Source organism: Cupriavidus sp. HY129 (assembly GCF_059492215.1).
This window is the reverse complement of the sequence record NZ_CP083254.1, coordinates 2,679,569-2,704,375: the sequence shown is the minus strand read 5'-3', so window position 1 is coordinate 2,704,375 and position 24,807 is coordinate 2,679,569. Positions and strand designations below refer to the sequence as shown.

At 61.5% G+C, this 24,807-nt stretch carries 24 protein-coding genes; 15 read left to right on the top strand and 9 right to left on the bottom strand.

The features are described 5' to 3' along the window. Window positions 1-9 precede the first annotated feature (9 nt). The 7 genes from K6G35_RS12390 to K6G35_RS12360 all read left to right on the top strand — a co-directional run bounded on the left by K6G35_RS12390 (window position 10) and on the right by K6G35_RS12360 (window position 6,689). On the top strand, window positions 10-1,086 hold the full coding sequence (locus tag K6G35_RS12390; protein ID WP_008642185.1) for an MraY family glycosyltransferase: 1,077 nt from the start codon (window positions 10-12) through the stop codon (window positions 1,084-1,086). 191 nt (window positions 1,087-1,277) lie between these two features. Continuing rightward, on the top strand, window positions 1,278-1,517 hold the full coding sequence (locus tag K6G35_RS12385) for an acyl carrier protein (RefSeq protein WP_008642187.1): 240 nt from the start codon (window positions 1,278-1,280) through the stop codon (window positions 1,515-1,517). Window positions 1,518-1,525: 8 nt separating this feature from the next. Beyond that, window positions 1,526-2,272: an SDR family NAD(P)-dependent oxidoreductase gene (locus tag K6G35_RS12380; protein ID WP_008642189.1), complete on the top strand. Its 747-nt coding sequence runs from the start codon at window positions 1,526-1,528 to the stop codon at window positions 2,270-2,272. Then, window positions 2,272-3,636: an AMP-binding protein gene (locus tag K6G35_RS12375; RefSeq protein WP_040010857.1), complete on the top strand. Its 1,365-nt coding sequence runs from the start codon at window positions 2,272-2,274 to the stop codon at window positions 3,634-3,636. Before K6G35_RS12380 ends, K6G35_RS12375 begins: the two co-directional genes overlap by 1 nt. Window positions 3,637-3,658: 22 nt before the next feature. Continuing rightward, window positions 3,659-4,765: a LuxE/PaaK family acyltransferase gene (locus K6G35_RS12370; RefSeq protein WP_008642196.1), complete on the top strand. Its 1,107-nt coding sequence runs from the start codon at window positions 3,659-3,661 to the stop codon at window positions 4,763-4,765. Further along, a complete protein-coding gene (locus tag K6G35_RS12365; RefSeq protein WP_008642198.1) occupies window positions 4,765-5,973 on the top strand; it encodes an acyl-CoA reductase in 1,209 nt (402 codons plus the stop codon). Before K6G35_RS12370 ends, K6G35_RS12365 begins: the two co-directional genes overlap by 1 nt. A gap of 47 nt (window positions 5,974-6,020) precedes the next feature. Further along, complete coding sequence (locus K6G35_RS12360) at window positions 6,021-6,689, top strand: PglD-related sugar-binding protein (RefSeq protein ID WP_008642200.1); 669 nt, start codon at window positions 6,021-6,023, stop codon at window positions 6,687-6,689. On the opposite strand, the gene K6G35_RS12355 is transcribed toward K6G35_RS12360, so the two are convergent. The 5 genes from K6G35_RS12355 to K6G35_RS12335 all read right to left on the bottom strand — a co-directional run bounded on the left by K6G35_RS12355 (window position 6,667) and on the right by K6G35_RS12335 (window position 12,523). Continuing rightward, on the bottom strand, window positions 6,667-7,770 hold the full coding sequence (locus K6G35_RS12355) for a glycosyltransferase family 4 protein (protein ID WP_008642202.1): 1,104 nt from the start codon (window positions 7,768-7,770) through the stop codon (window positions 6,667-6,669). The genes K6G35_RS12360 and K6G35_RS12355 overlap by 23 nt on opposite strands. Continuing rightward, entirely contained in the window at window positions 7,767-9,029 is a 1,263-nt protein-coding gene (locus K6G35_RS12350; RefSeq protein ID WP_008642205.1) for an oligosaccharide flippase family protein, read from the bottom strand. Before K6G35_RS12350 ends, K6G35_RS12355 begins: the two co-directional genes overlap by 4 nt. After that, the gene (locus K6G35_RS12345) at window positions 9,017-10,126 is read right to left on the bottom strand and encodes a glycosyltransferase (protein WP_040010858.1); all 1,110 of its coding nucleotides are present in this window, start codon (window positions 10,124-10,126) and stop codon (window positions 9,017-9,019) included. The genes K6G35_RS12350 and K6G35_RS12345 overlap by 13 nt, the downstream gene beginning before the upstream one ends. Before the next feature lie 37 nt (window positions 10,127-10,163). Further along, window positions 10,164-11,399: a sugar transferase gene (locus K6G35_RS12340; protein WP_008642211.1), complete on the bottom strand. Its 1,236-nt coding sequence runs from the start codon at window positions 11,397-11,399 to the stop codon at window positions 10,164-10,166. A gap of 83 nt (window positions 11,400-11,482) precedes the next feature. Further along, complete coding sequence (locus tag K6G35_RS12335; protein ID WP_008642213.1) at window positions 11,483-12,523, bottom strand: glycosyltransferase family 4 protein; 1,041 nt, start codon at window positions 12,521-12,523, stop codon at window positions 11,483-11,485. Window positions 12,524-12,903: 380 nt separating this feature from the next. Here K6G35_RS12335 and K6G35_RS12330 point away from each other — a divergent pair, with 380 nt between their 5' ends. The 5 genes from K6G35_RS12330 to K6G35_RS12310 all read left to right on the top strand — a co-directional run bounded on the left by K6G35_RS12330 (window position 12,904) and on the right by K6G35_RS12310 (window position 18,996). Further along, window positions 12,904-14,289 (top strand): phosphomannomutase/phosphoglucomutase, encoded by a 1,386-nt coding sequence (locus K6G35_RS12330; RefSeq protein ID WP_495675780.1) that lies wholly within the window; start codon window positions 12,904-12,906, stop codon window positions 14,287-14,289. Further along, complete coding sequence (gene waaC / locus K6G35_RS12325) at window positions 14,270-15,361, top strand: lipopolysaccharide heptosyltransferase I (RefSeq protein WP_495675779.1); 1,092 nt, start codon at window positions 14,270-14,272, stop codon at window positions 15,359-15,361. The genes K6G35_RS12330 and waaC overlap by 20 nt, the downstream gene beginning before the upstream one ends. Further along, window positions 15,361-16,635: a lipid IV(A) 3-deoxy-D-manno-octulosonic acid transferase gene (waaA, locus tag K6G35_RS12320; protein ID WP_495676348.1), complete on the top strand. Its 1,275-nt coding sequence runs from the start codon at window positions 15,361-15,363 to the stop codon at window positions 16,633-16,635. The genes waaC and waaA overlap by 1 nt, the downstream gene beginning before the upstream one ends. Before the next feature lie 141 nt (window positions 16,636-16,776). Further along, window positions 16,777-17,586, top strand: coding sequence for an META and DUF4377 domain-containing protein (locus tag K6G35_RS12315; RefSeq protein ID WP_008642217.1), 810 nt, complete (start codon window positions 16,777-16,779; stop codon window positions 17,584-17,586). Between the two features lie 123 nt (window positions 17,587-17,709). Next, on the top strand, window positions 17,710-18,996 hold the full coding sequence (locus tag K6G35_RS12310) for an O-antigen ligase family protein (protein ID WP_008642218.1): 1,287 nt from the start codon (window positions 17,710-17,712) through the stop codon (window positions 18,994-18,996). On the opposite strand, the gene K6G35_RS12305 is transcribed toward K6G35_RS12310, so the two are convergent. The 4 genes from K6G35_RS12305 to K6G35_RS12290 form a co-directional block, all read right to left on the bottom strand. Then, entirely contained in the window at window positions 18,980-20,464 is a 1,485-nt protein-coding gene (locus K6G35_RS12305) for a TolC family outer membrane protein (protein WP_008642219.1), read from the bottom strand. The two genes, K6G35_RS12310 and K6G35_RS12305, sit on opposite strands and share 17 nt — an antisense overlap. A gap of 137 nt (window positions 20,465-20,601) precedes the next feature. Further along, entirely contained in the window at window positions 20,602-20,925 is a 324-nt protein-coding gene (locus tag K6G35_RS12300; protein ID WP_008642220.1) for a rhodanese-like domain-containing protein, read from the bottom strand. Window positions 20,926-20,938: 13 nt separating this feature from the next. Continuing rightward, window positions 20,939-21,592: a protein-L-isoaspartate O-methyltransferase family protein gene (locus tag K6G35_RS12295; RefSeq protein ID WP_008642221.1), complete on the bottom strand. Its 654-nt coding sequence runs from the start codon at window positions 21,590-21,592 to the stop codon at window positions 20,939-20,941. 259 nt (window positions 21,593-21,851) lie between these two features. Beyond that, window positions 21,852-22,616: a TetR/AcrR family transcriptional regulator gene (locus K6G35_RS12290; protein ID WP_008642223.1), complete on the bottom strand. Its 765-nt coding sequence runs from the start codon at window positions 22,614-22,616 to the stop codon at window positions 21,852-21,854. Between the two features lie 277 nt (window positions 22,617-22,893). Here K6G35_RS12290 and K6G35_RS12285 point away from each other — a divergent pair, with 277 nt between their 5' ends. From K6G35_RS12285 to K6G35_RS12275, 3 genes are all read left to right on the top strand, one after another. Beyond that, entirely contained in the window at window positions 22,894-23,193 is a 300-nt protein-coding gene (locus tag K6G35_RS12285; protein ID WP_040010860.1) for a YkgJ family cysteine cluster protein, read from the top strand. A 13-nt stretch (window positions 23,194-23,206) separates the two neighbouring features. Then, window positions 23,207-23,773, top strand: coding sequence for a DUF1439 domain-containing protein (locus K6G35_RS12280; RefSeq protein ID WP_186424868.1), 567 nt, complete (start codon window positions 23,207-23,209; stop codon window positions 23,771-23,773). Window positions 23,774-23,858: 85 nt separating this feature from the next. Beyond that, complete coding sequence (locus tag K6G35_RS12275; RefSeq protein ID WP_008642228.1) at window positions 23,859-24,740, top strand: undecaprenyl-diphosphate phosphatase; 882 nt, start codon at window positions 23,859-23,861, stop codon at window positions 24,738-24,740. Window positions 24,741-24,807 lie beyond the last annotated feature (67 nt).

Below are 24,807 nucleotides of genomic sequence, written 5' to 3'. Positions count from 1 at the left end.
TTCATTGTTATGTTTGACTACTTCTGGGTGCCCGCATCCTGCGGGTTGATTTGCCTGGTCGCGCTGCTGGTGCTGAGGCCGTACGCTGTCAGGATTGGTCTGGTCGATAGTCCGGGCGGGCGCAAACGCCATGTCGGAGAAGTTCCGCTGATCGGCGGCGTCGCGGTCCTTGTCGCTGTCTGGGTCGGGTCACTGATGTATCTGCGAACCTTTGACCGGTACGTTGCGCTGTACGCCGGGGTAACCCTGCTCGCAATCGTCGGATTGGTCGACGACCTGCGTGGCATGCGCCCATTGACCAAGCTGGCGTTCCAGTTCTTTGCTGCGATCCTGATGACGTCATGGGGCAACGTCTACCTGTCGTCGTTGGGCGACCTGTTTGGCCGTCGCGAGATCGAGCTGCTTAACTGGGGTATTCCACTGACCATCTTCGCGGTCTTGTCAGTGGTCAATGCGCTCAATATGAGCGATGGCCTTGATGGACTGGCCGGCGGTCTCAGCGTGATCGTCCTCGGATGGATGGCATATCTTGCGGGAGTCGTCGGCAACATGATGGCTTTGCGTATCGCAATGATCTTCTGCGGTGCGCTGGTCGGCTTTCTCTTGTTGAACGTGAACCATCCGCTGCGTGGCGCCAGACGTGTTTTCCTCGGTGACGCGGGCAGTCTCTTGCTTGGCTACGTCATGGTGTGGTTTGCAGTCGAACTTTCCCAAACCACATACAACCCGTCGGGGCATGTGCCGCCCGTAGTCATGCTGTGGGTACTCGGCCTGATTCTTGTGGATCTTCTGGCGGTTGTCCTCAGGCGAATGATCAAGGGGCGCAATCCGTTGGCTGCAGACCGCACGCACCTGCATCACGTACTGGTGCGTCTGGGGCTCAATCCCACTCAGGTGGTTTGTGTGATCTGGCTGGCAAATGCGCTGTTTGGTCTGGTTGGCGTCACCGCGTGGAGGCTCGGCATGCCGGAGCAGTGGATGTTCCTGCTCTTTCTGGGGATGAGTGCCGGGCATTTTCTGATGGTACGCAACGCCTGGAAACTGTTGCGGATTGGTCGGCGATTTACGCGGCAGCGAGGCCTGTAACATTTGCTGGTGCCATACGGGGTGTTACCTGCTGTAAGGATTGTTGCCGTTGGCGGCGTCGGACTTCGAGGCTTACTGAATAGATTACAATTGCGAGTCCATTGCGCCTCTTGCGTGCCGGGGTTGTGAGCCGGCGCGTCGGGTGGCGCTGCCGATGGCGTTTCAAAGTCAAGCCGATAATTAATCAAGTCATGAACAACAGCGAGAAGCTCTACAGCGTATTTGCGCAATCACTCAACATTGGCCTGGACAAGGTCACTGATGAACTGACCTATAACACGATCCCCGAGTGGGATTCGGTTGCACACATGGCGCTCGTGGCTGAAATCGAGAATGCTTTCGAGATCATGATGGACACCGATGACATCGTGGATATGAGCTCCGTGGGCAAGGCCAAGGAAATTCTTGCCAAGTACAACGTAACCTTTTGAAGGACGTCATGCTGCTCAAGGACAAGATCGCGCTGGTGACGGGGGCCGCCCGCGGTATCGGTTATGCGACCGCGGAACTGTTCGCCCATGAGGGAGCCCATGTGGTGCTGTCTGGCCGGTCAGTCGAGCATCTTGAAGCTGCGCAAGCTCGCTTGGGCGAGGCGGTGCCTGGTGTTCAGACTACTTTGCTGCAGCTTGATGTTGCGCGCCCGGACAGCGTGCGCGACGCATTCCAGGCGCTGTTCAAGCAGACCAAGCGACTTGATGTGCTGGTTTCCAATGCAGGAGTCTTGGACGATGCGTTGATCAGCATGGTGACCGAAGCGCAGATCCAGCGGGTGTTTGAGCCGAATACTTACGGTGTGCTGTATTGTTCGCAATACGCAAGTCGTCTGATGGCGCGCAACAAGGGTGGCAGCATCATCAACTTGGCATCGATCATCGGCACGAATGGCAATGTTGGACAGGCGGTGTATGCCGGCAGCAAGGCGGCGGTGATTGGTATCACCAAATCGCTCGCGAAGGAACTTGCCCCACAGAACATCCGTGTCAATGCAATCGCGCCGGGTTTTATCGACACGGACATGGCGCGTTCCATTGGCGCGGAAAAGTTCGCTGAACGAGTCGCGTCTGTACGCATGGGGCGCGTCGGTACACCTGAAGAAATTGCCAAGGTTGCGTTGTTCCTGGCATCTGACCTTTCGTCATACGTTACTGGCCAGGTCATTGGCGTCGATGGTGGGATGCTGATCTGATGTTCGCAAAGAGCTTAGAGTCGTTCGGGGATCGCACCGCACTTATAGCCGAAGATGGGCAGAGTCTGGCCTACTCAGAACTGGCTGCCCGTGCGGATGGCCTCTTCACTGAGGCGACATTCGCACCACGCCAGCTGCTCGCGCTGGAATGCGAAAATAGCGTCGACTCCGTACTGGCCTATCTTGGGGCCCTGCGCAACGACTTCCCGGTCTTGCTGGTAGATGGGCAATTGGATGCTGCCCTGCGTGAACGGCTCTACTCGCATTTTTCCGTGTCATGTGTTCGAAGGGCAGGTGAATGGAAGACGCTGGGTCATGCTACGCCCGTAGTGCATCCTGATGTCGCTATCCTGCTCTCGACGTCGGGGAGCACGGGTTCGCCGAAGCTCGTCAAGCTTACGGCGGGGAGTCTTGATGCCAATGCGCGTTCCATTGCGCAGTACCTTGAGCTCGACGAACACGAGCGACCCATTACGACGCTCCCCATGCATTACTCGTATGGGCTTTCTGTGCTCAACAGCCACCTCTCCGTTGGCGCAACTATCGTGCTGACGGGGCAACCAGTCACCGCACGCAAGTTCTGGGATATGTTCCGGGAGCATGAGGCCACTAGCCTTGCTGGCGTGCCGACGATCTATACGATGCTCAAGCAGTTGCGATTCGAACGCATGAATTTGCCGTCGCTGCGCACCATGACGCAGGCTGGCGGCCGCCTCGCACCGGAAACCATCCGTTGGTACGCCGAGCTCGCCGCCTCGCGTGAGCAGCGCTTTTTCGTCATGTACGGCCAGACCGAAGCGACCGCGCGTATGTCGTATGTTCCCGCGCACAGGGCACTGGAGAAGTCTGGCTCGATCGGCATCTCCATCCCCGGGGGTTGCTTCGATCTGGTTGGTGAAGATGGGCGCCCTGTCGACACGGCTGGTGAAACCGGTGAGCTTCGCTACAGGGGCCCGAACGTCATGATGGGGTATGCGGCCTGCGCCGCTGATCTGGCGGATGCGGATGGTCAAGGCGGTGTTCTGTTGACGGGTGACCTAGCACGTCGTGATGATGATGGCTATTACCACATCGTGGGTCGCCTCAAGCGTTTCATCAAGGTGTTCGGCAATCGTGTCGGCCTGGACGAGGTTGAAGCCCAGTTGCGTGAGGACGGCTATGACGTCGCCGTCACGGGCCGCGATGACTTGATGGTTGTTGCCTGGCTTGGTGAAGGTAACGACACAGGTGCGCTTGGGTCGCATATCAGCGCGAAGTATCGGCTGCATCTTTCGGCAATCCGGGTGTATGCAGTAGACAAGTTCCCGCTGTCGACATCAGGCAAGGTCCAGTACGCTGAATTGCTCAAGACCCTTTGTCCTTGAGGTCCAAGACACTACAAACGACATGACAACCGAACGCCCGTACTTCAATTGGCCTGTTTATGGCATGGCGCACGGCGACAAGTCTCGCTATCTTGCCGAATCGCTGACTTCGCTGACTTGGCAGCATGCAGGTCGCTGTGAGCCATATGGCCGGATCCTGCGCGCACATGGCTACCAGGAGGGGCAGCAGTTCGAGCTTGAAGAGATTCCATTCATCCCCGTTCGGCTGTTCAAGGAATACGAGCTCAGCTCCGTTGCAAAGGATGACGAGTTCAAGGTGCTGACATCGTCCGGTACGACGTCGCAGCGCGTTTCGCGGATTATCCTGGATCGCGATACCGCTATGGCACAAACCAAGACGCTGGTGCTGATTCTGCAGCAGTTCCTTGGTAAGGCACGGCTGCCCATGCTGATCATCGACCATCCGGGCGTAATCAAGAACCGTCAGTCGTTTTCTGCTCGCGGCGCGGGGATCCTGGGGCTCTCGAATTTTGGGCGTGATCACACATACGCCTTGCGTGACGAGGACATGGCTCCCGACGTCGAGGTGATTCGCGCATTTCTTGAGCGGCATCGGGGTCAGCGTGTCTTTATCTTCGGCTTCACCTTCATGGTCTGGAAGTACTTCTACCAAGCGCTGAAAGACATGCCGGATGCGCCGTGTTTCGACGACGCTATCCTGATCCACAGTGGCGGATGGAAGAAGCTGCTGGAAGAAGCAGTCGATAACGACACATTCAAGGCAGCACTCGCGGACAAGCTGAACATTCGTGCCGTGCACAATTTCTATGGCATGGTGGAGCAGGTCGGTTCGGTATTCATGGAATGCGAGCATGGGCGGCTGCATGCTCCCGTGTTTGCCGATGTGCTGATTCGTGACGCTCGTACCTGGGAGGTGCGGCCGAAAGGCAAGACAGGCTTGATCCAGGTGCTGTCGGTACTACCCACGAGCTATCCCGGCCATAGTCTGCTGACTGAAGATATCGGCGAGTGGACTGGCGTCGATGATTGCCCATGCGGGCGTCTCGGACGTACGTTCCGCGTGCACGGACGTGTCGCCAAAGCTGAATTGCGCGGATGCAGTGACACCCATGCGGCCGACGCGCAAATGCAGAAAGTGAGTGCCTGATGGCTGACTACGAATCGTTGATCCCGAGGGCGCCAGAGCCTGAGGCTCTGGCCGACGTGCCGCCGCTGTCCGCCTTCGCGCAGGCATCGCTTGATTTCGTGGAGGCGTTGTCGGGCCTGCTGGTACGGATGCCCGAAGCACGGACGTTTCCCGAGCTTACCGCTCTGGGTTTCTGGATGCGGCGTGCGAACCTTGTGCGTCTGCGTGCCGAGATGGAGCAACGCGCAGGTGGTGCGTTGCTGGTCCCCCGCGGCACGGTGCTTCACATTGCGCCGTCCAACGTCGACACCATTTTCGTGTACTCGTGGTTCCTGTCGCTGCTGACGGGGAATCGGAATATTGTCCGTCTCTCGTCGAAGCCTTCGCCGCAAGCCGATCTACTAATCGGGGCGATTGCCAAGCTATTGCAGGAACCGGCACATTGTGAGATTGCTCGTCGAACCCTATTGGTACGCTATGCTCCGGACGACCGTGTCACGACGCGCTTCTCTTCCGTGTGCGATGTCCGGGTGATCTGGGGCGGTAACTCGACGGTGGAGCAGATTCGCAGGCTGCCGCTACCGGGCACGGCTACCGAGGTCGCATTTGCGAACAAGTACTCACTGGCGCTGATTGGTGCAGCAGGCTGGACCGAGGCAACGGAAAGCAAGCGGGCCCAGTGGATCGAGGCGTTTTACAACGATGCCTACTGGTTTGACCAGATGGCGTGCTCGTCACCGCGGCTCGTGCTTTGGCTTGGAGACTCGACACTTGTCAAATCTGCCTCCGCAGACTTCTGGGCGCGCTTCGAGCAATATCTGGCTGGCAATCAGGAGCGGTTTGGGGATGCCGACTATGTGAACAAGCGCGTAGCCGAGGATGCGCTCGCAATCGAGGCCGATGTGTCCATCCAGGCCACGTCGAGCAACGATCTGGTGCGGGTCTGGCTTGACAAGCCTGCTCTGCACGATGCACTGCATTGCGGCGCTGGCTTGTTTTTCGAGTCTTCAATCGACAGGCTCGAGGCAATGCGACCGTTGTTGAGCCGGACGGTGCAGACGCTTTCCTATGCTGGAATCGAGACTCGGGCGTTGAGCGAGTTTGTTGCCGCGGAACCGCTGGCGGGCATCGACCGGATTGTTCCGTTCGGTCGTGCGCTCGATTTCGCACCCGTATGGGATGGCTTTGATTTGCTTCGCGTGTTTATGCGCGAGATTACTGTTGCCTGACGGCACACCTGGCAACCTTTTTCTGTCGACAGTTGTCGCATTTCGCTATGCCTTTGATTCACTCCTCGCCGATCTCCTCCGTTGTAATCGCTGGCGCCGGTGGTTTTGGACTGGAACTGTTTGATTACCTGCAGGAAGAAGCCGCCAAGGGTGGCGTGCCTATCGCTGGTTTCATCGATGACACGCCTGGTGGAAAAGTGCCTGCCGGTATCGACGTGCCGCACCTGGGTGGCATCGGCGATTTCCGTTCGGCTGCGGGGCAGGTCGTTGTCGTCGCCATCGGTTCGGTGAAGGGCCGCAAGCTCGTGCTCGGAAAACTGGCCGAGAACGGCGTTGCCACGCCCGCATATGTCCACGGGTCAGCCATTGTGTCGCCAGCCGCGAAGCTTGGATCGGCCGTTCTGATCTGCCCCTATACGATTGTCAATCGCGACGCAATCATGGACGATGCATCGGTGGCCAACGTGCATTGCAGCATTGGCCACGGCGCGCGCGTGGGTGCTTATTCAGTGCTTTCACCGTATGCTGCGCTCAACGGCGATGCCGTTGTTGGCGCGGGCTGCTTCCTTGGGACCCGGGCAACAATCTATCCGCGTATCAGTATTGGTGACGATTGCATCGTGGATTCGCACACGGGTGTACGGGCGAATGCGGAAGCCCGGCATTTGATCTCGTCACGTGGCACCTACCAGGTCAGTGCGCTTCGCGTTCGCTGAGGTTGTAAACTCGATTCAGTAACACCTCCCATCGGTCCACTATACCGTTCAATTCGAACGACATGGCGCATGCCAGTGCACCGCTTGAAAGCTGGGCGGCGAGCTTTTCATCGCGCATGAGCGTTAGCAGAGCCTTTGCTAGGGCTTGTGCATCGTCGACAGGAACGACCAGCGCGTTCCTTCCGTCTTCCAGCAGGGCCCGAGGACCTGTTTCGCAATCGGTCGACACCACGGGCAGGCCAAACGCCATTGCTTCAATGAGCACGAGGCCGAATCCCTCGTAGCGCGAACTCAGGCAAAATATCGACGCTTGCTGATAGGCATCACGGATATCGCTACGCGCGCCCGGTAATTGGACGAATCCAGTCATGCCAAGTGACTCGCGAAGCGCTTCCAACATGGGGCGGGCTTCACCCTCTCCAACGATGACCAGCGTCCAGTCTGGCGCTAGCGGTGCAATCTCGGCCCACGCGCGTATCAGAATATCGAACCCTTTTGCGTCGACCAGCCGGCCTACCGCCAGCACCTGCTTGGCAGAGCGAATCGACGGCGAGTCGGGAAGCGGAAATGGCAGTGGATTGGGCAGCGCGAGTACGTCACCGCGAGGACGTGCGGCATCAATCCAGCGCTTCCGATCCGACTCAGTCAGTACGATGACGGCATCGTGAAAGCGCGCGGTCAGGTGTCGGGCCACTCGGCGGGCCCGATGCCCCAGGTCTTCGTCGTAATGGCAGTGCTCCCAGCCGATACGGCGGATGCCTAACCCCAGTGTTGCTGGCAGGGTGAACCAGGCCAGCATGGTGTCGACTTCGATCAGCGTGTGAACGTGATGCTTGCGCAATAATGCGCGAAGCTTGCGAAGCGTCGCAGGATACTGTGCCCGGAGCGACGGGCGTTGCGCGAACAGTGCAATGTGCGTGACCGCTGGATGAAGCGGAAAGGCACTACGCGCATCCCATAGGCTGATGATAATGATGCGGTGCCCACGTTCGGCAAGTGCATTGCCAATTGTTGCGGTCATGCGCTCGGCGCCGGCTAACGCATTGAGGGTGCCGGTCAGGAAGGCAATCGAATCTTTCATGAATTCGTGCGGAGCTCAGCGGTACCTGGTTGCCTGGCAACTATAAGCCAGAGAATCACGCCGAAGGCAACGGCCACGCTGTTGGCGATGGCGTAGCCGAGCACCGCGCCAGTGGTTCCCAGGTGCGGAATGGCGATGACGTCCACAATAATCGTGGTCAGCAGCACCGATACCCATTTCAGGGCAATCCAGCGGGGCTTGCGCAAATAGACCGGCAGCAGGCTCAGGCCGACGTCGGCGAAGACCAGGGTCGAGGCCAGCGCCGCCAGCCGCAACAGGTCGGCGGTGGCGCCGAATGCGGAGCCATACAGCAGCCTGACCACCCATTCGGCGGACAGTGCGAGAGCAACGGCGCCGAAGAGCCCGACAGCCGTCATGGCACCTGCGACGTAGAGGATGTTGCGGCGCGCAGCCGCAGCGCTTGTCTGTGCATATACATACATAGGCGCGAGGCCTGCCGCCAGAATCGCGGCCACAGTGGTGAAGTTGTCCATTATCTGCATCGTCGCCGAATAGGCGCCGAGATCAGCCACATGTACGAGTGGCTTCAGGATCAGCTGATCCGCGCGACGTGCCGCAAACATCAGTATGAAGCTGATCCAGAACAGGGCGCCATCGCGAACGAGCTCTCGCGTCAGCCTGGGCGCAAGGAGCGGGAAGCTCCTCGATGCACGGGAGAGGTAGTACCAAGTTAGCAGCAGGGCGGCGATAACTGCCTCAAGCGCAAACGCACTCGCGTAGGGGGCAGTGGACCGAATGCCCAGGATAAACAACGTGCCCACCATGGCGGCCTTGGCGGCAAGTGCAATGAGATTGAAGACGACGTTCGGCCGGTTATGCGTCCGAGCCTGCATCCACGCGGTCACGACGCCAAATGGCTCGCGCAGCATGATCATGGTGCCGAGAATCATGGCAGGCACCCATGTATCGACGGACTGCCGTGTCAGGAACAGATAGGCGCCGATCAGTGCGTATCCGCATACGCCAGCCGCGAACCTGATCATGAATGCATGCGCGATGAGCGAATGCTTGTCTTCGGCCGTCTGCGATGCAACCAGTCGCGGCACAACCACTTCTGCTGAGCAAATCAGTGGTATCGCTGCTGCAATATAAACCAGTGACTGCGCGTACTGGAAATGCCCAAAGCCTTCGGTCCCCAGTGCCCGGGCCAGCATGCCGACTACAGCGATTCCCACGCCGACCTGAATGCCACGGTCAGCGAGCATCCAGAGAAGATTGCTTGCAACTACGCGGCGCATCTGCAACCTTCCATCAATCGTCGGTACTGTGCCAGCCAACGTCGGGCGATGGTGGTGACGTCGAAATTTTCAATGATGCGTTCGCGATAGCGTGCGCGCATGCCGGGTGCGGTGGGCAATCGCGAGATCGCTCGCTGCAGTGCCTGGGCGAGTGTTATCCGATCGCCGACCGGAGTGATGATCGCCAGATCGCCAGCGATCTCCCTGACGCCCGCGGCGTCAGTAGCCACCACGGGCAAGCCAGTCGCCATGGCCTCGCAGACCACCAGCGGCATGCCCTCGATGTTTGATGAAAGCACAAAAACGTCCGCAGAGCGCAGGAGGTCCGGAATATCTTCTCGGGATCCGAGCAATTGCACGGAGTGACCCAGCTGCAGCCGCCCTATCTGCGCCTGCAGTTCGTTACGCAAAGGGCCGTCCCCAGCGATCAGCAGGCGGATCTGGAGATCGGTGCGCAGCACCTCGGCAAATGCATCGATCAACAGCGCATGATCTTTCTCGGCCACCAGCCGGCCGACACTAAGCAGGACGATCTCGCTCGCATCAAGCCCAAGACTTTGCCGGACGCGTTGGCGCGCCGAGGGTTCGGGCGCAAAGCGCGATGTGTCGATACCATTGGGCATCACGGTAATGCGATCCGCGCGAATCGCGCCGCCCTGGACCATGGCGTTGCGACCTGCCTGGCTAACGTGCGTTGTCAATGCGCACCACCGATCCGTAAGGCGATACGCGAGCGCACGCAGTCGGCCGCCCTCGCGTGCACTATGCGCGGAGCAGACGAGCGGAGGCATCGAACCGAAGCTTGTCAGTGCGCGCGCGAAGAGATTGCCATGAATCATGTGCGCGTGAATGATGTCTGGACACCATTGGCGTATGAAGCGTCTGGCGCGGCCGATTGCATGGAGCATCGATAGAGGTGATTTGCGCATTCCCAGCGAAATGACAGTCACTTCCGATGGCAGTTTGACTTCGCACCCGTCTGTCAGACTTAAGACCGCAATCTTGTGGCCGAGATTGACAAATGCTTGTGCCAGCGCGGCAATCTGCTGCTCCGCGCCGCCTAATTTCAGACCTGTGGTGATGAACAAAATTCGCATCTGACAATCAGCAGAGGTGTTCGCTCTCTTGAGTATGTCAGCGAGCCCCATAGCCGGTGACAAGTGTTCTCACCGTTTTCACTGCAATCAACAGATCCAGCGCGATGGAGCAGTGCTTGACGTAGTACAGGTCGTAGCTCAGCTTGGTCACAGTCTCTTGTTCCGATCCCACATATCCTTGCTGTACCTGAGCCCAGCCCGACAACCCCGGACGTACCAGGTGACGGTACGGATAGTACGGGATTGATTCCGTGAACGCCTCTACCATAGGCACCTGTTCTGGGCGCGGGCCGATAAAGCTCATGTCACCCACAAACACGTTCCAGAGCTGCGGAATCTCATCGAGCCTGTACTTGCGGATGAAGCGACCCACGCGAGTGACGCGCGGGTCCATGCGGCTAGCGAACTGTGCTGGGGCCTGATTGTCAACGCTCATGCTCCGAAACTTGAGCATCGTGAATGGCTTGCCCAACAGGCCCACGCGGCGCTGACGGAACAGGGCGCCGCCCTCTGTTTCCATGAGGACGACCAGTGCCACGATAACCCCGATCGGCAACGCGAACGGCGCCAGCACTATGACACCAACGATGTCGATCAGCCGCTTGGCAAAGCCGTAGAGATAGTGGTCGGCGTAATCGTCAAAAAAATTCTCGTCGATGTGGTCCAGCCCGACACGGCCGGTCAACATCTCGCCGATACGCTCCACGGAATACATTCGCAGGTGTCCAAGCTTATATTGGGTCAGCATCCGGGTGCGCGCCGGGTCCGCAGTCACTCCACGTTCGACCATGATACCGTCACAATGCAATGCATCTTCGATCGACCGGATGTGTTCGAAGCGGGTTACGTTTGGCGGATTGGCACCTGGCATCGAGACTATCTTGTCGAGCTGCGTCAGTATGGCCGGATCCATGTAGCCATAAACAGGCACATACTTTTGCACATAGCGACGGTATCCGAACCAGATCCAGGCAAGCGTGGTGACGTAACTGATCAACACGGCGCCGCGCGAGTATTCGATATGGAATCCGGCATAAACGATCAGCAATAGCGCAAACGGCAAAGTTGCGGCCAAGCCGACGATGCTATTGCCCTCCATGGGCGGAAGATGTAGCGAGCGGTGCAACAAGACAAAAGCCGCGAGGTAGGGGAGGGCGGACCAGAGCAACGTGCGCGGGAAGACGTGCGTCACAAGGCCAGCATGGTGTGCAATTTCGGATAGCGCCGCATTGATGCCAAACAATGCGAGGCCTATCACCGCCCATCCGATCATTCGGCTCGCTCTGCGGATTGTCTCCGACCTAGCGGTGCGGGCATGACGCAAGTTGCGTCGAATGGGGGTGCTGTCGGTGGAGCTCATAATACGGATGTTCGCATGCGTTGGGGCTTGCGTTCGGCGAGCACTTGCTCGTAGACATTCCAGGTTGCACTCACCATTGGCGTCAGGCCGAATTGCTCCTCCCAGCGAACCCGAGCCGCATTTGCCAGTGCCGCACGTTGTTGGGTGTCTTCGGCCAGTCGTTCCAAAGCCTGGGCGAATGCTTGGGGTTCGTTGCCTTGCACCAGTATTCCGCAACGTCCGCCGGCGAGCTGCTCGCGGATGCCTGGCAGATCGCTGGCGACTACCGGGAGTTCAGCCCGCATGGCCTCAAGAACTGATATTGGGAAGCCTTCGTGGTCGGACGCCAGCAAAAAGACCTGTGCGCTAGCAAGCAGATTCGGAATCTCGCTGACGCTTCCTACAAAACGGACTCGCCCTGGTACCAGTTGACCGGCCTGTTCCTCCAGCGTGTCACGAAGCGGGCCGTCCCCGGCAATGACAAGTTCGCAATCCGGTAGTTGCGCGGCGAAAAATGCACTAATGACGACATCCGGGCGTTTGGGGGCAGCCAGGCGCATCACTGTCACGATCCGGTTCACATGCTCTGTCGGCGTGCTGCGGATCGCGACATCGGCAATGCCGTTCGGGATGACAATGATCCGCTCGCTGGGAATAGGAAGGCCGGCTGCCAGTGCGCGTTCGGCGTCGGCAACACAAATGACGCGGCTGGTAAGAGGCGCCAGACACCATTCGACGATTCTGGCAATGGTGCGCTGCTTCCATGGCGCTTCGGGTTTGAATGCGAACCCATGAACCGTGTAAATCACGGGGATGCGGAGCAACCAACCAGCGACGCGTCCGAGCGCGCTTGCCTTGGCGCTGTGCGTATGTATGACATCCGGCGAGATTTGCCGTAGTGCCCGCATTAGCTCCTGCATGGCCATGATGGCCTTGACCGGCGACAAGGCATTGTCCATCGTTGCCAGCCGTACCGTCGGAATCCCCAGATCCACGGCGAGATCAAATAATGGCCCTCCGCCTCCCGCGAGCAGCGTGACGTCCGCCCGATCGTGCATCGCGCGCAATAATTCCGCGACATGGGCCTGAGCGCCGCCGATCTCGGAATTCGTTATTAGGTAGGCGATGCGTGGCCGTCTGGGCAACGTGGGCAAGGGCAATGGTGGGTGGTGGAAGTGTTGAACAGGGAAGTCCCGTCGCAAAGCAACTGCTTCCAATCAGCCGCCAGTCAGGTAGGGCGCATGTGGCGCATGCTCAGACAGTCCGAAAGCGGGGAGGAGAGCGCGAACAACCCACGGTTGGGTGGCGGCTTCGCATTATACCGCCTGTGTCGCCCGCAATCCGGCACAATACGAGTTTTTGGCGCCCTGCCCGCGCCCCGTCCGGCTAGCTGTTGCCGGTCGGTATCGCATCGTGAACTTCAGACATGGGAAGCCATATGCAAATTGAACCTTCGATCTTCAAGGCCTACGACATCCGCGGCATCGTGGGCAAGACGCTGACCCCGGAAGTGGCCCGTTTCATCGGCCTGTCGTTTGGGTCTGCCGCAGCCGAGCAAGGCGAGCGCGCAGTCGTTGTCGGCCGCGACGGCCGTCTGTCGGGCCCTGACCTGCTTGGCGGGCTCGTCGAAGGCCTGCGCGCCGCCGGGCTCGACGTGATCGATCTGGGCATGGTCGCCACGCCGATGGTCTACTTCGGCACCAATATCGAGCTGGACGGCCGCCGCGCCACGTCCGGCATCATGGTCACGGGCAGCCACAACCCGCCCGACTACAACGGTTTCAAGATGGTGCTCGGCGGCAAGGCGATCTACGGCGAGCAGATCCAGGCGTTGCGCCAACGCATCGAGGCGGGCAACTTCACCAAGGGCAACGGCGGCTACAAGCTCGTCGATGTGCGTCAGCAGTACCTGGACCGCATCGTTGGCGACGTGAAACTGGCGCGCCCGATGAAGATCGCGCTCGATGCTGGCAACGGCGTGGCCGGCGCGTTCGTGGGCGACCTGTTCCGCGCGCTCGGTTGCGAAGTGACCGAACTGTTCTGCGACGTCGACGGCCATTTCCCGAACCACCATCCTGACCCCGCCCACGTGGAGAATCTGCAGGACCTGATGCAGTGCCTGCGCGACACGGATTGCGAGCTGGGTCTGGCGTTCGATGGTGACGGCGACCGCCTGGGCGTGGTCACCAAGGACGGGCAGGTCATCTTCCCGGACCGGCAACTGATGCTGTTCGCGGAGGAGATCCTCTCGCGCAATCCCGGCGCGCAGGTGATTTACGACGTCAAATGCACGGGCAAGCTGGCCCCGTGGATCCGCCAGCACGGTGGCGAACCGCTGATGTGGAAGACGGGCCATTCGCTGGTCAAGGCCAAACTCAAGGAAACGGGCGCGCCGATCGCCGGCGAAATGAGCGGTCACGTGTTCTTCAAGGATCGCTGGTACGGCTTCGACGATGGCCTGTACACGGGCGCGCGGCTGCTCGAGATCCTGTCGCGCCATGCCGACGCCAGCGCCGTGCTCAACGCACTGCCGAACTCGAATTGCACGCCCGAGCTGCAGCTCAAGTGCGCCGAGGGCGAGGCGTTCACGCTGCTCGACAAGATCCGCGCCAATGCGAAGTTCGACGGGGCGAAGGAAGTCATCACGATCGACGGCGTTCGCGTCGAGTACCCGGACGGCTTTGGCCTGGCGCGTCCGTCCAACACCACGCCGGTGGTGGTGATGCGTTTCGAGGCCGACAACGATGCTGCGCTGGCCCGAATCCAGGCCGAATTCAAGCGTGTGATCCTGGCTGAGAAACCGGATGCGAAGCTCCCGTTCTGACGTAGTGCAGGCATCGAACCAGGAGACACCGTCGCCGCAAGCGGCGGTGTCTCCGTTTGGGCTGCCCGCGCGGCCTCGTATCCTGATCGTCAAGGTGTCGTCGCTGGGCGATGTGGTGCACAACATGCCGCTCGTGCACGATCTGCGCGCGCGCTGGCCCGATGCCGAGATCGACTGGGTGGTCGAGGAAGGCTATGTCGATCTGGTGCGGCTGCTGCCCGATGTGGGCCGCGTGATTCCGTTCGCGCTGCGCCGCTGGCGCAAGCGCTTCTGGCGTGGCGAGACCTGGGCGGAGATCGGCGCGCTGCGCGATGCCATCCAGGCGAGGCCATATGACGCCGTGCTCGAGACGCAGGGGCTTCTGAAGACCGCCATCGTGGCCCGCACCGCCGCGCGCGCGGCCGGGGCACCGGTGATCGGCCTGGGCAACGCCACGCAAGGATCGGGCTACGAGCCGGCCGCCCGGTTGTTCTACACGGCCCCCGTCAAGGTACCGCGCCAGACCCACTCGGTGCGGCGCTCGCGACTGCTTGGCGCCGCGCTGACCGGCATCACCCCGCCCGAGCCGCCACGCTTTTTCGGCCCCGCGGCCAATACGTTGAGCGTCGATGATCCGCTGTGGGCGGACCTGCCCGCGCGTTATGCGGTCTGCTTCCATGCGACGGCTGGCGCGAAGAAGCGCTGGGCGGTGGAGAACTGGCATGCGCTGGGGCGGAGGCTCGAAGCGGAGGGGCTGGCCGTGCTGCTGCCGTGGGGCAGTGAGTCGGAGCGCCGCGACGCCGAGGCGCTGGCCGCCGGTATTCCCGGCGCGCGCGTGCTGCCGCGCTTCTCGGTCATGCAGGGATTCGGACTGATCAATCGCGCCGAGGTTGTCATCGGCGTCGACACGGGGCTCGTGCATATCGCCGCCGCCTTGTGCCGCCCGACCGTCGAGATCTACACGGCCACATGGCGCTGGAAAACTGAAGGCTACTGGTCCGATCGTATTGCCAATGTCGGTGACGATGGCATCGTGCCGACCGTCGACGAAGTCCATGAGGCAGCGATGCGCGTGCGCGGAGTGACTGCGTGATGCTGCGTTTCGTCTATTCATTGCTGTGGCTGCTGATCTTGCCACTGGCGTTGTTGCGGCTGGTCTGGCGTTCGCGCAAGGAGTCCGGCTACACCCAGCATGTTGGCGAGCGACTGGGGCGCTATGGCGATCTATCGGCTGCCGGCCCATGGCTGTGGGTCCACGCGGTGTCCGTTGGCGAAACGCGGGCGGCGCAACCGTTGATCGACGCGCTGCTGGCGGCCTATCCGCGGCACCGGCTGCTGCTGACGCACATGACGCCGACCGGCCGCCAGACTGGCGCGCAGCTCTACGGTGCCAACCCACGCGTCCAGCAGTGCTATCTGCCGTATGACCTGCCCTGGCTGGTCCGACGCTTTCTGGCCTACTTCCAACCGGATGCCGGCCTGATCATGGAAACGGAAGTCTGGCCGAACCTGGTGCACGTCACGCGCCGCGTGGGCGTGCCGTTGTTCCTGGTCAACGCTCGGCTGTCGCCGCGCAGCTATCGGCGTACCGCGCGATTCGGTAGCGCCGCCGCAGCGCTGTACAACGACTTCACGATGGTGCTGGCCCAGACCGCTGGCGACGCCGAACGCTATCGCGCGCTGGGTGTGAAGTCGGTACAGGTCACGGGCAACCTGAAGTTCGATATGCAGCCGCCCGAGGCCGGCGTGGCACGCGGACAGCTTCTGCGGCAGGCCTTCGGCAACCGGCATGTGCTGGCGGCAGCGAGCACGCGCGAGGGCGAGGAGCCGTTGATTCTGGAGGCGTTCTCGCGCTGGCCGGGCACGGATCGCCCCGCATTGCTGCTGGTGCCGCGTCATCCTCAGCGCTTTGACGAGGTGGCCGCGATGGCGACGCGCGCCGGCTTCAGCGTGCAGCGGCGCAGCGCGCTCGACGTCGAACATCTGGCGGGGCCGATCACCGCCGACGTCGTGCTCGGTGACTCGATGGGCGAGATGGCGATGTACTACGCTGCCTCGGACATTGCGTATATCGGCGGCAGCCTGATCCCGCTCGGCGGTCAGAATCTGATCGAGGCCTGCGCCGTGGGCACACCGGTGCTGATGGGGCCGCACACGTTCAACTTCGCGCAGGCGACCGAGGACGCGATTGCCGCGGGCGCGTGCCAGCGCGTGGCTGACGCGGACGAACTGATAGTCGCCGCTGCTGCCATCCTCGGAGACGCAACGCGGCTTGCGGACATGCGCGAGCACGCGCTGACCTTCGCCGGCCTCCATCGTGGCGCAACCGCACGCACACTGGGTGCGCTGGCACCGGTGTTGCGCTGATGCGGCATAAGCGCCGTTCCACTAGACTGAGTGTTGCCTGAGGCTCTTCAAGCGCTTGCGTTCTCTCCCGGATGTCTCCCATTCGGCGAGAAGCGCGCAAGGCATTCGAGCCACAGGCGTTTCAAGCAAAGGAGTCGACCCATGCAGAAGATTCTTCGTCCCCTGGCCATGACTTTGGCCCTTGCTTCCGCCACGATCATGTCAGCTTGCGCTAGCGGCCAACCTCCCGATACGCCATCGGCCAATACCAGCCTCAGTGAAACGCGCTCGGGCGGTCCGAGCCGCTGGGAACTTGTGCGGTGGCAGCGTCCCGACGGCACGTTGCGCGATATTCCCCACGGCGACAATGGCCAGCCGATCATCTTCGACTTCAACGACGGCATCGATTCCCCACAAGGCACGGTAAGCGGCACCAGCGGCTGCAACCGCTTCACGGGCGGCTATGGCAAGACCAGCACCGGCATTCGCTTTGATCGCATTGCCGGCACGCGAATGGCTTGCCCGGGGCCGCGTATGGAGCTCGAATCGGCGCTGCTCAAGGCGATGGCGTCGCCGTTCACCACGGTCGGCACGCAGCCGTCGGCGGGCTCGACCGGGCGGCAGATCGTCTGGAAGACGGCCGATGGCGATCTGCTGCAGTTCGTCGAGCGTGAAGGCGTGGGCCGGCGCGGTGCGAAGATCGATGCGGCATCCGGCAAGGAAAAGATCGTCTATATCGATTCGCAGCGCGTGGAATGCTCGGGCGTGGGCAAGATGCAGTGCTATCGCTGGCGCGAGTCGCCCGATGCCCCGTGGCAGCTCTGGTACGGGGCGATCGAGGGGCTCGATTTCGAGCCCGGCGTCAGCTACAAGCTGCGCGTGCGGGAGTATCAGGTGCCGAATCCACCCGCAGATGCCTCGTCGATCCGCTGGCAATTGATCGATGTGGAAGAGCGCACGCGGGCAAAGTGATTGGCTCAGGGCCGGTCGGATGAGACGCCTGCTGGGGGGCGGGGCGCCTGATCAGATAGAATCCGGCCTGTTTTCAGGAACGCCACGGCGCAGTGGCGATACCGGCGCATCAAGTATCCCACTATGACCGATAGCAGCAAGCTCCTGTCGAGGATGGCTACCATCCTCGTCTTCGCCTTCCCCGTGTTGATCCTATGCGTGCCGCGAGGCGCGGGCGTGTTCCTGGCGGGGGTCGGCGTACTGGCGCTGCTCGGCTGGCGGGGCATGGGACGGGCATGGCGCGAGTATTCCAAGGTCCTGACACCGCTGGCCATCGCCGTGCTGGCCTTCATGCTTGTCTACGTCGGCTCGAAGCTCTACTTCCACACACCGTGGAACGTTATCGACAATCCCTCGCGGATGTTGCTGGCTATTCTGACGTGCTGGGTGATCGTGCGCGCGGCGCCGAATTCGACGTGGCTCTGGCGCGGGATTACCGTCGGCTTGTGCTTGGCACTGGTGATTGTTACTTATCAGTATTTCATGCTGGCTGATGGACGGCCGTCAGCGTTTGTTCAAGCCATTGCGTTTGCTAACATTGTGGCCGCGCTCGCGTTGGTTGGTTTCTCACGCCCTGGGTGTAGTTTCGGAACGCATGCGGAGGCTTGGTTCAACGTGCTTTGTGCCGTACCAATCCTGGTCATGAATAGCACTCGGGGTGGCATGGTCGCGCTGCTCGTGACGCTATTCCCGCTACTACTTGTCCGTTATCGGCGGTTCAGTTTGCGCATGTTCCTGATAGCAGCCCTTGGGATCGTTGTGCTGGTGACTGGCCTGTACATGCTTCCTGGGGGCCCGGTAGCAAAACGTGTCGACCAGGCGGTTTTGGAGGTCCAGCATTTCCGGCAAGGGGACGCGGAAACTTCGGTAGGTGCTCGGCTACAGATTTGGGAGATCGGTTTCAAATACTTCGCTGACCACCCATGGACGGGCGTGGGTGTAGGACAATTCGCCCGAATCTTGCATGCCGCGCCGTATTGCGAGCACCGTACCGAGTCTGTTGCATGTGTTCTCGAACATGCTCATAACGACGTGGTCGAGGCTGCGTCCACGACCGGGATTCCGGGACTCTTAGTCATGCTGGGACTCTTCCTGGTGCCAGCGGCGTTGTTCTGGCGGATTCTGCGTGCTTGCCGAACTGACCACAGCGATTCGGGTACGAGTCTGGCCGGCGCCGGCTTGGGGGTGGTACTCGCTTCGCTGATTTCTGGTCTGACACAGGTGACGATGGCGCATCAGGCCAACGTTGTGTTCTACGCTGGCCTGATCGGTCTGTTGCTAGGCATGGCAGGGCGCGAAGCTCGAGCGGCATATCGCGGTGCGACTCTGGCTCCTTCTGATACGTCTGCCGTCGTCAAGAACGGGGCGTAGCCACCGGCGCCAGACTCTCGCGCCGACCGCGTTCGCCGCGTGCGGACTTGGTGGGAGCGGGTGCGGCACCCAAGCTCGTTTTCCGCGGCAACTTGTACATTGCTCCTGGCGCCAACGTCAGCAGCGTATTGATCTGCACCACGTCGTCTTCCGACAGCGCGCCGGTGGAAGCTTTCAGGCGCATGCCATTCATGATCGTGTCGTAGCGCGCCTTGGCCAGGTCGCGGCGGGTCTGGAACAGTTGCGCCTCCGCGTTCAGCACGTCGATATTGATGCGCACGCCCACTTCATAGCCAAGCTGGTTCGATTCCACCGCGCTTTGCGCCGAGCGTTCGGCTGCCTCGAGCGCCTTGACCTGCGCCAGCCCGTTGTACACACCCGAGTAGGTCTGCCGGGCGGTCTGCGCCGCGGTACGGCGAGCGAATTCGAGATCGCTTGCGGCCTTGTCGGCAAGCGCCAGGGTTTCGCGCACGCGCGACTGGATCTGGCCACCGGTGAAGATCGGGATGCTCAACTGCACGCCCACCACGCCCGAGTTGTAGCGGCTGCCCACGTTACTGAGCTGCGTGGCCGTGCCCTGGGCGTTGGTGTAACCGTATGACGCGACGAGGTCGACGGAAGGCAGGTGGCCGGCCTTGGCCTTGTTCGTTTCGCGCTGCGCGGTTTCGAGGTTGTATCCGGCCAGGCTGACTTGCGGATTGGCCTGTTCGGCCTGGGCCGCCCATGCGTTGACATCGGCCGGCGCCGGGCCCGGAATCGCTGCTTCTGAGCGCAGTCCCATCAGTTCGTCGACGGATTTGCCGGTGATCTGTTGCAGCGTGGCGCGGGACACCTCGAGCGCGCTTTGTGAAGCAATCTCCGTGGAGGTGGCCAGATCGTAGCGCGCCTGGGCATCGTTGGCGTCGGTAATGGTGGCGGTGCCTACCTCGAAATTGCGCTTGGCCTGCTCGAGTTGCTCGCCAATGGCCTTCTTCTGGGCACCTGCCAGGTAGAGGTTGTCCTGCGCGGCCAACACATCGAAATACGCCTGCGAGGCGCGTGTGATCAGATCGAGCTGTGCCTGCTGGAAGGTGATCTCGCCCGCCAGTGCGGCCAATTCTCCCTGCTTGTAGGTTTCCCACCGATCCCAGCGGAACAGCGGCTGTGTCAGCTGCAGCTGCCAGGTGTTGGCGTTGAAGTAGCGGGTGACGTCGACCGGCGACGTGTAGTCTGCCTGGGTCCGCTGCGCACCTGCCGTGCCAAAGATCTGCGGCAACAGGCCGGAGCGCGCCTGGGGCAGCTTCTCGCGCGTGGCGACGAGCTGCGCGCGTGCGCTGGCGAACTGGGCGTCATTGGATTGCGCATCGCGAAACACCTGCAGCAGATCGGCTGACTCCGCGGCCGGCAAGTGCAGCAGGGCCACAAGAGCAGCCGCGAGCGGCAGGGATCTCCTGGCCGCACCGGGCACGGCGGAAAGCGGAAAACTCATGACATCTCCAGCGCGGCCTGCGACGCGGCGCGGCCAATGTTCGGTTACATCGACGGGTGGTACGGCAAGGACTGCGGAGGTGCTGCAGGGCGGGATGGTCCCGGGGCGGTGTTGCCGTCCCGGGGCCGGTTCCCGGGTCAGTACTGCGGGACTGACGGGTCGACTTGCGTCGACCAGGCGTGAATGCCGCCGGTCAGGTTGTAGACCTTGGCATAACCCTGGCGCTCAAGGAAGTTCGCCACCTGCATGCTGCGCGCGCCGTGATGGCAAATGCAGACGATTTCGGCGTCTTCGTCGAGTTCGTTCAGCCGGCCAGGAATCTGGCCCATCGGGATATGCGTGATGCCGGGCATTGCGGCGGTCCGGATCTCGATGTCCTCGCGTACGTCGAGCAGCACCGGTTTCGCGCGGGCGGCATCCGCCAGCCATTGGGCGAGTTCGGGAGCGGTAATGACTTGCATGTCTGGCGTCTGATCAGAACTTGAAGCGCGACGGCTGGACGGCGCCTTCCAGCGGCTTGGCCAGCGTCTCGAACAGGTCGACAACCTGGTACTCGGTCTCGGAGGCGCGCGTGATGATGCGGGCTTCCATGACCGGAGCCGTGCCGACGATGGCAGCGATACGACCGCCGACCTTCACCTGGGACAGGATCGCGCTCGGAATTTCCGGCACGGACGCCGAGATGCAGATCACGTCGTACGGCGCGGCGACCGCCCAGCCTTCGGCGGCGTTGCCTTCTGCCACGTCCACGTTGGTGATGCCGGCGTTGGTCAGGTTCTGGCGAGCCAGGGCAACCAGTTCGGGATGAACGTCCACGGTGAGCACGTGACGGGCGCGGTTGGCCAACAGGGCGGCCATGTAGCCGGAGCCCGCGCCGATTTCGAGCACATTCTCATGCTTGCGCACGTTCAGGTCCTGCAGGAGTCGGGCCTCGACGCGCGGGGGCAGCATGTTCTCGCCGCACGGCAGCGGAATCTCCATGTCGACGAAAGCCAATGCGGCGTAGGCCTGCGGTACGAACTGCTCACGCTTGACCACGGCCAGCAGGTCCAGGATTTCCTGGTCCAGCACGTCCCATGGGCGGATTTGCTGTTCGATCATGTTGAAGCGGGCTTTTTCGAGATCCATCTTGCCTTTCCTTCCAAATGCTTGCGGGGTTGCGCTGCCGGTTAGCGGGTGATGCTGCCGTCAGCGCTGTCGTTGCGGTTGATGCCGGGTGACGTCCCGACGGGTGCCGAAGCCGCCGCCTGCCGGGAAGTTACGCAAAAGCCCACTATTTTACCCTCTTGCACCCGAATGGCATGTTTACAAAACATTAGAAGCGAGCGGCGGGATGCGTTTGCGCCACGGTGGTGTCGAGACGCCATCTTGCGGGCGACAAGGTCGGTCATTGGCCCCTCTCCGCAGGTGGCGCCAGGTCCGCTGCGCGTTCGGCCAGCAGCTCGTCGCGGATCCTTTCCCATATGTATGGGCCCTGGACCGGCGGTAGCGGCGTATCGCGCGATGGCCCGGTGGTCAGGCCGAACAGCAGTACCTGGAGCAACTGGTCGACGAACGCCTCGGGGTCGATGACCCGGCAGTCCAGTTGTCCGAATGCGCTCCGCCAGAGCATCAGGAATACCAGCGGGGCGCAGATCAGCGTGGTGGTGGGGTTTGCCGGCGCGGCGCGGAACTCGCCGCGCGCCACGCCACGGGCCAGCACGCGAGCGAACAGTTCGTCGCCGGGTCCCATGACCTCGTCCTGGTAGAACTGGGCGATATCGGGGAAATTGTGCGATTCGGCCATGATCAGCTTGGTCAGGCCGGCCACGGGCGTGGCGCCGATCAGGCCCCACCAGCCAAGCAGCAATTCGCGCAATAACTCGGGCGTGGAGCCCTCGTAGCGATCGACCAGATCCGTGCCGCGCACGAGCGCGGGCACCATGTTCTCCCGGACCACGGTCTTGAACAGCTCTTCCTTGTTGGCGAAGTAGAGGTAGACCGTGCCCTTGGATACGCCCGCGGCGGCGGCGACATCCTCGAGCCGTGTTGCCGCGTAGCCGCGCTCGACGAAGAGGTCCAGCGCCGCGGCAACCAGTTCCTGGGGGCGGGCAGCCTTGCGCCGGCTCCAGCGCCGGGTGTCAGGGTCTTTCTTTGGCAGGGCGGCGGTCACGGTGTGCGGGAATGGCAGGGGCCCCAGGCGGAGCGAGGCGTCGCGGGGACCGATATTAATAACCTATGGGTCAGTAATGTAGGGGGGCGCTTACGTATGGTCAAGCAGACAATATGGACAAGGCGACGGCTTGTTTAAAAGTGACCCATTGGATACATTCGATCGAAGTTGCCCTGTGTTTCAGGTACTCGCGCCAGCCTGGGGCACAATTGCGGCTTTCTTAGGTCTGATCGGCTTCGAATGCTGTTTTTCGGCAGTTGCCGCAGAAATCTTCACCATGACGTGCCAATCCGCTTTGACCTGCCGCGAAGGCTGTGGCGCCTGCTGCATCGCGCCGTCGATCACGTCCCCGTTGCCGGGAATGCCCGCTGGCAAGGCCGCAGGGCAGGCATGCGCCCAGTTGCTGCCCGACATGCGTTGCGCGGTGTTTGGGCGGCCCGAGAGGCCGGATTTCTGCGGCGGGCTGCGTCCCTCGCACGAGATGTGCGGCGAATCGCGTGAGGCGGCGCTGCTGTGGCTGACGCAGCTGGAAGCGATGACGGCGCCGGCATCCCGTTCGGATGGTGGCCATGCTTGACGGAGGTAAATCGATGATTGGCATAACGCGCCGGCGCTGGCTGGCGGCTGCAGGTGTCGCGGCGCTTGCCACGGCCGGATGGCTGGGTGGATGTAGTGTGTTCCGCGACGAATACACCTTCTCGCAAAGCCAGTTGCAGTCGGCGCTGGAGAAGAAATTTCCGTTCAACAAGCGGTATATGGAGTTGTTCGATATCCAGCTTGCCAATCCGCAGCTCATGCTCGACGCCACGCGCAATCGTGTGACGGTGGCATTCGATGCGACGATCGACAATCGCCTGTTCTTCCGGCAGCCGCTGACCGGGCGCTTCGCGCTTGACAGCGCCCTGCGGTACGACCAGCCAACGCGGTCCCTGGTCCTGCAGGACCCCGAGGTCAAACAGTTCGACGTGCAGGGGCTGCCAAGCCAGTTTTCTCGCCAGCTCAATGCGCTTGGCGGTATTCTCTCGGAGCAGTTGCTGCAGGGCTATCCGCTCTATACGTTCAAGCCGGAACAGCTTCGGCTGGCCGGCACTAACGTCGAGCCCGGTACAATCACGGTCCTGCCGGACGGTATCAACGTCAAGATTAATCGGCCATAAATCCGAATCAACAATAATGCTCGTGCCCGCGCCCATACCGGCGGGTCTTGCGCAGACTTTTCGCGCCTCCCTCTCCTGATTCCGCATGGATATTGCACTCGCCCTGAAAGCCGTCATCCTTGGCATTGTCGAAGGACTGACAGAGTTCCTTCCCATCTCCAGTACTGGCCACCTGATCCTCGCGGGTCAGTTGCTCGATTTCAACGACGAGAAGGGCAAGATTTTCGAGATCGTGATCCAGTTCGGCGCCATCCTGGCTGTTTGCTGGGAATTCCGACAGCGCATCGGCACCGTGATCAGCGGCCTGGCCAGCGATGTCAAGTCGCAGCGCTTTGCGATCAACGTGATCGTGGCCACGGTACCGGCCATCGTGCTGGCTCTGGTCTTCGGCAAATGGATCAAGGCCCATCTGTTCAATCCGATCACCGTGGCGACGGCGTTCATCATCGGTGGCGTGGTGATCCTGCTGGCTGAATGGCGCGAGGCGCGTCGCGGCACGGTGTCAGCCCCGCAAGGCAATGCGTTGCTGGAGGCCGCCAAGGCGGGCGCGCCGCGCATCGAATCGGTGGATGACCTGAACTGGCGCGATGCGCTGAAGGTGGGTCTGGCCCAGTGCTTCGCGCTGGTGCCTGGTACCTCGCGCTCCGGTGCGACGATCATCGGCGGCATGCTGTTCGGTCTGTCGCGCCAGGTGGCCACGGAGTTCTCGTTCTTCCTGGCGATTCCGGTGATTTTCGGCGCCACGGTCTACGAACTCTACAAGGCGCGCGCGCTGTTGTCCGCTGACGATCTCGGCATCTTCGCAGTGGGCTTCGTTTTCGCGTTCCTGTCGGCGTTCCTTTGTGTGCGCTGGCTGCTGCGTTTCGTGGCCACGCATGATTTCAAGCCATTCGCGTGGTACCGCATCGCCTTTGGCATCATCGTGCTCCTGACCGCGTGGACCGGGGTCATTTCCTGGCACGCCTGATCGCTGCCGGGCTTGTCCCGGCATCGGAAATGCAAAGAGGGGCGATTGCCCCTCTTTTGCTTTGTTG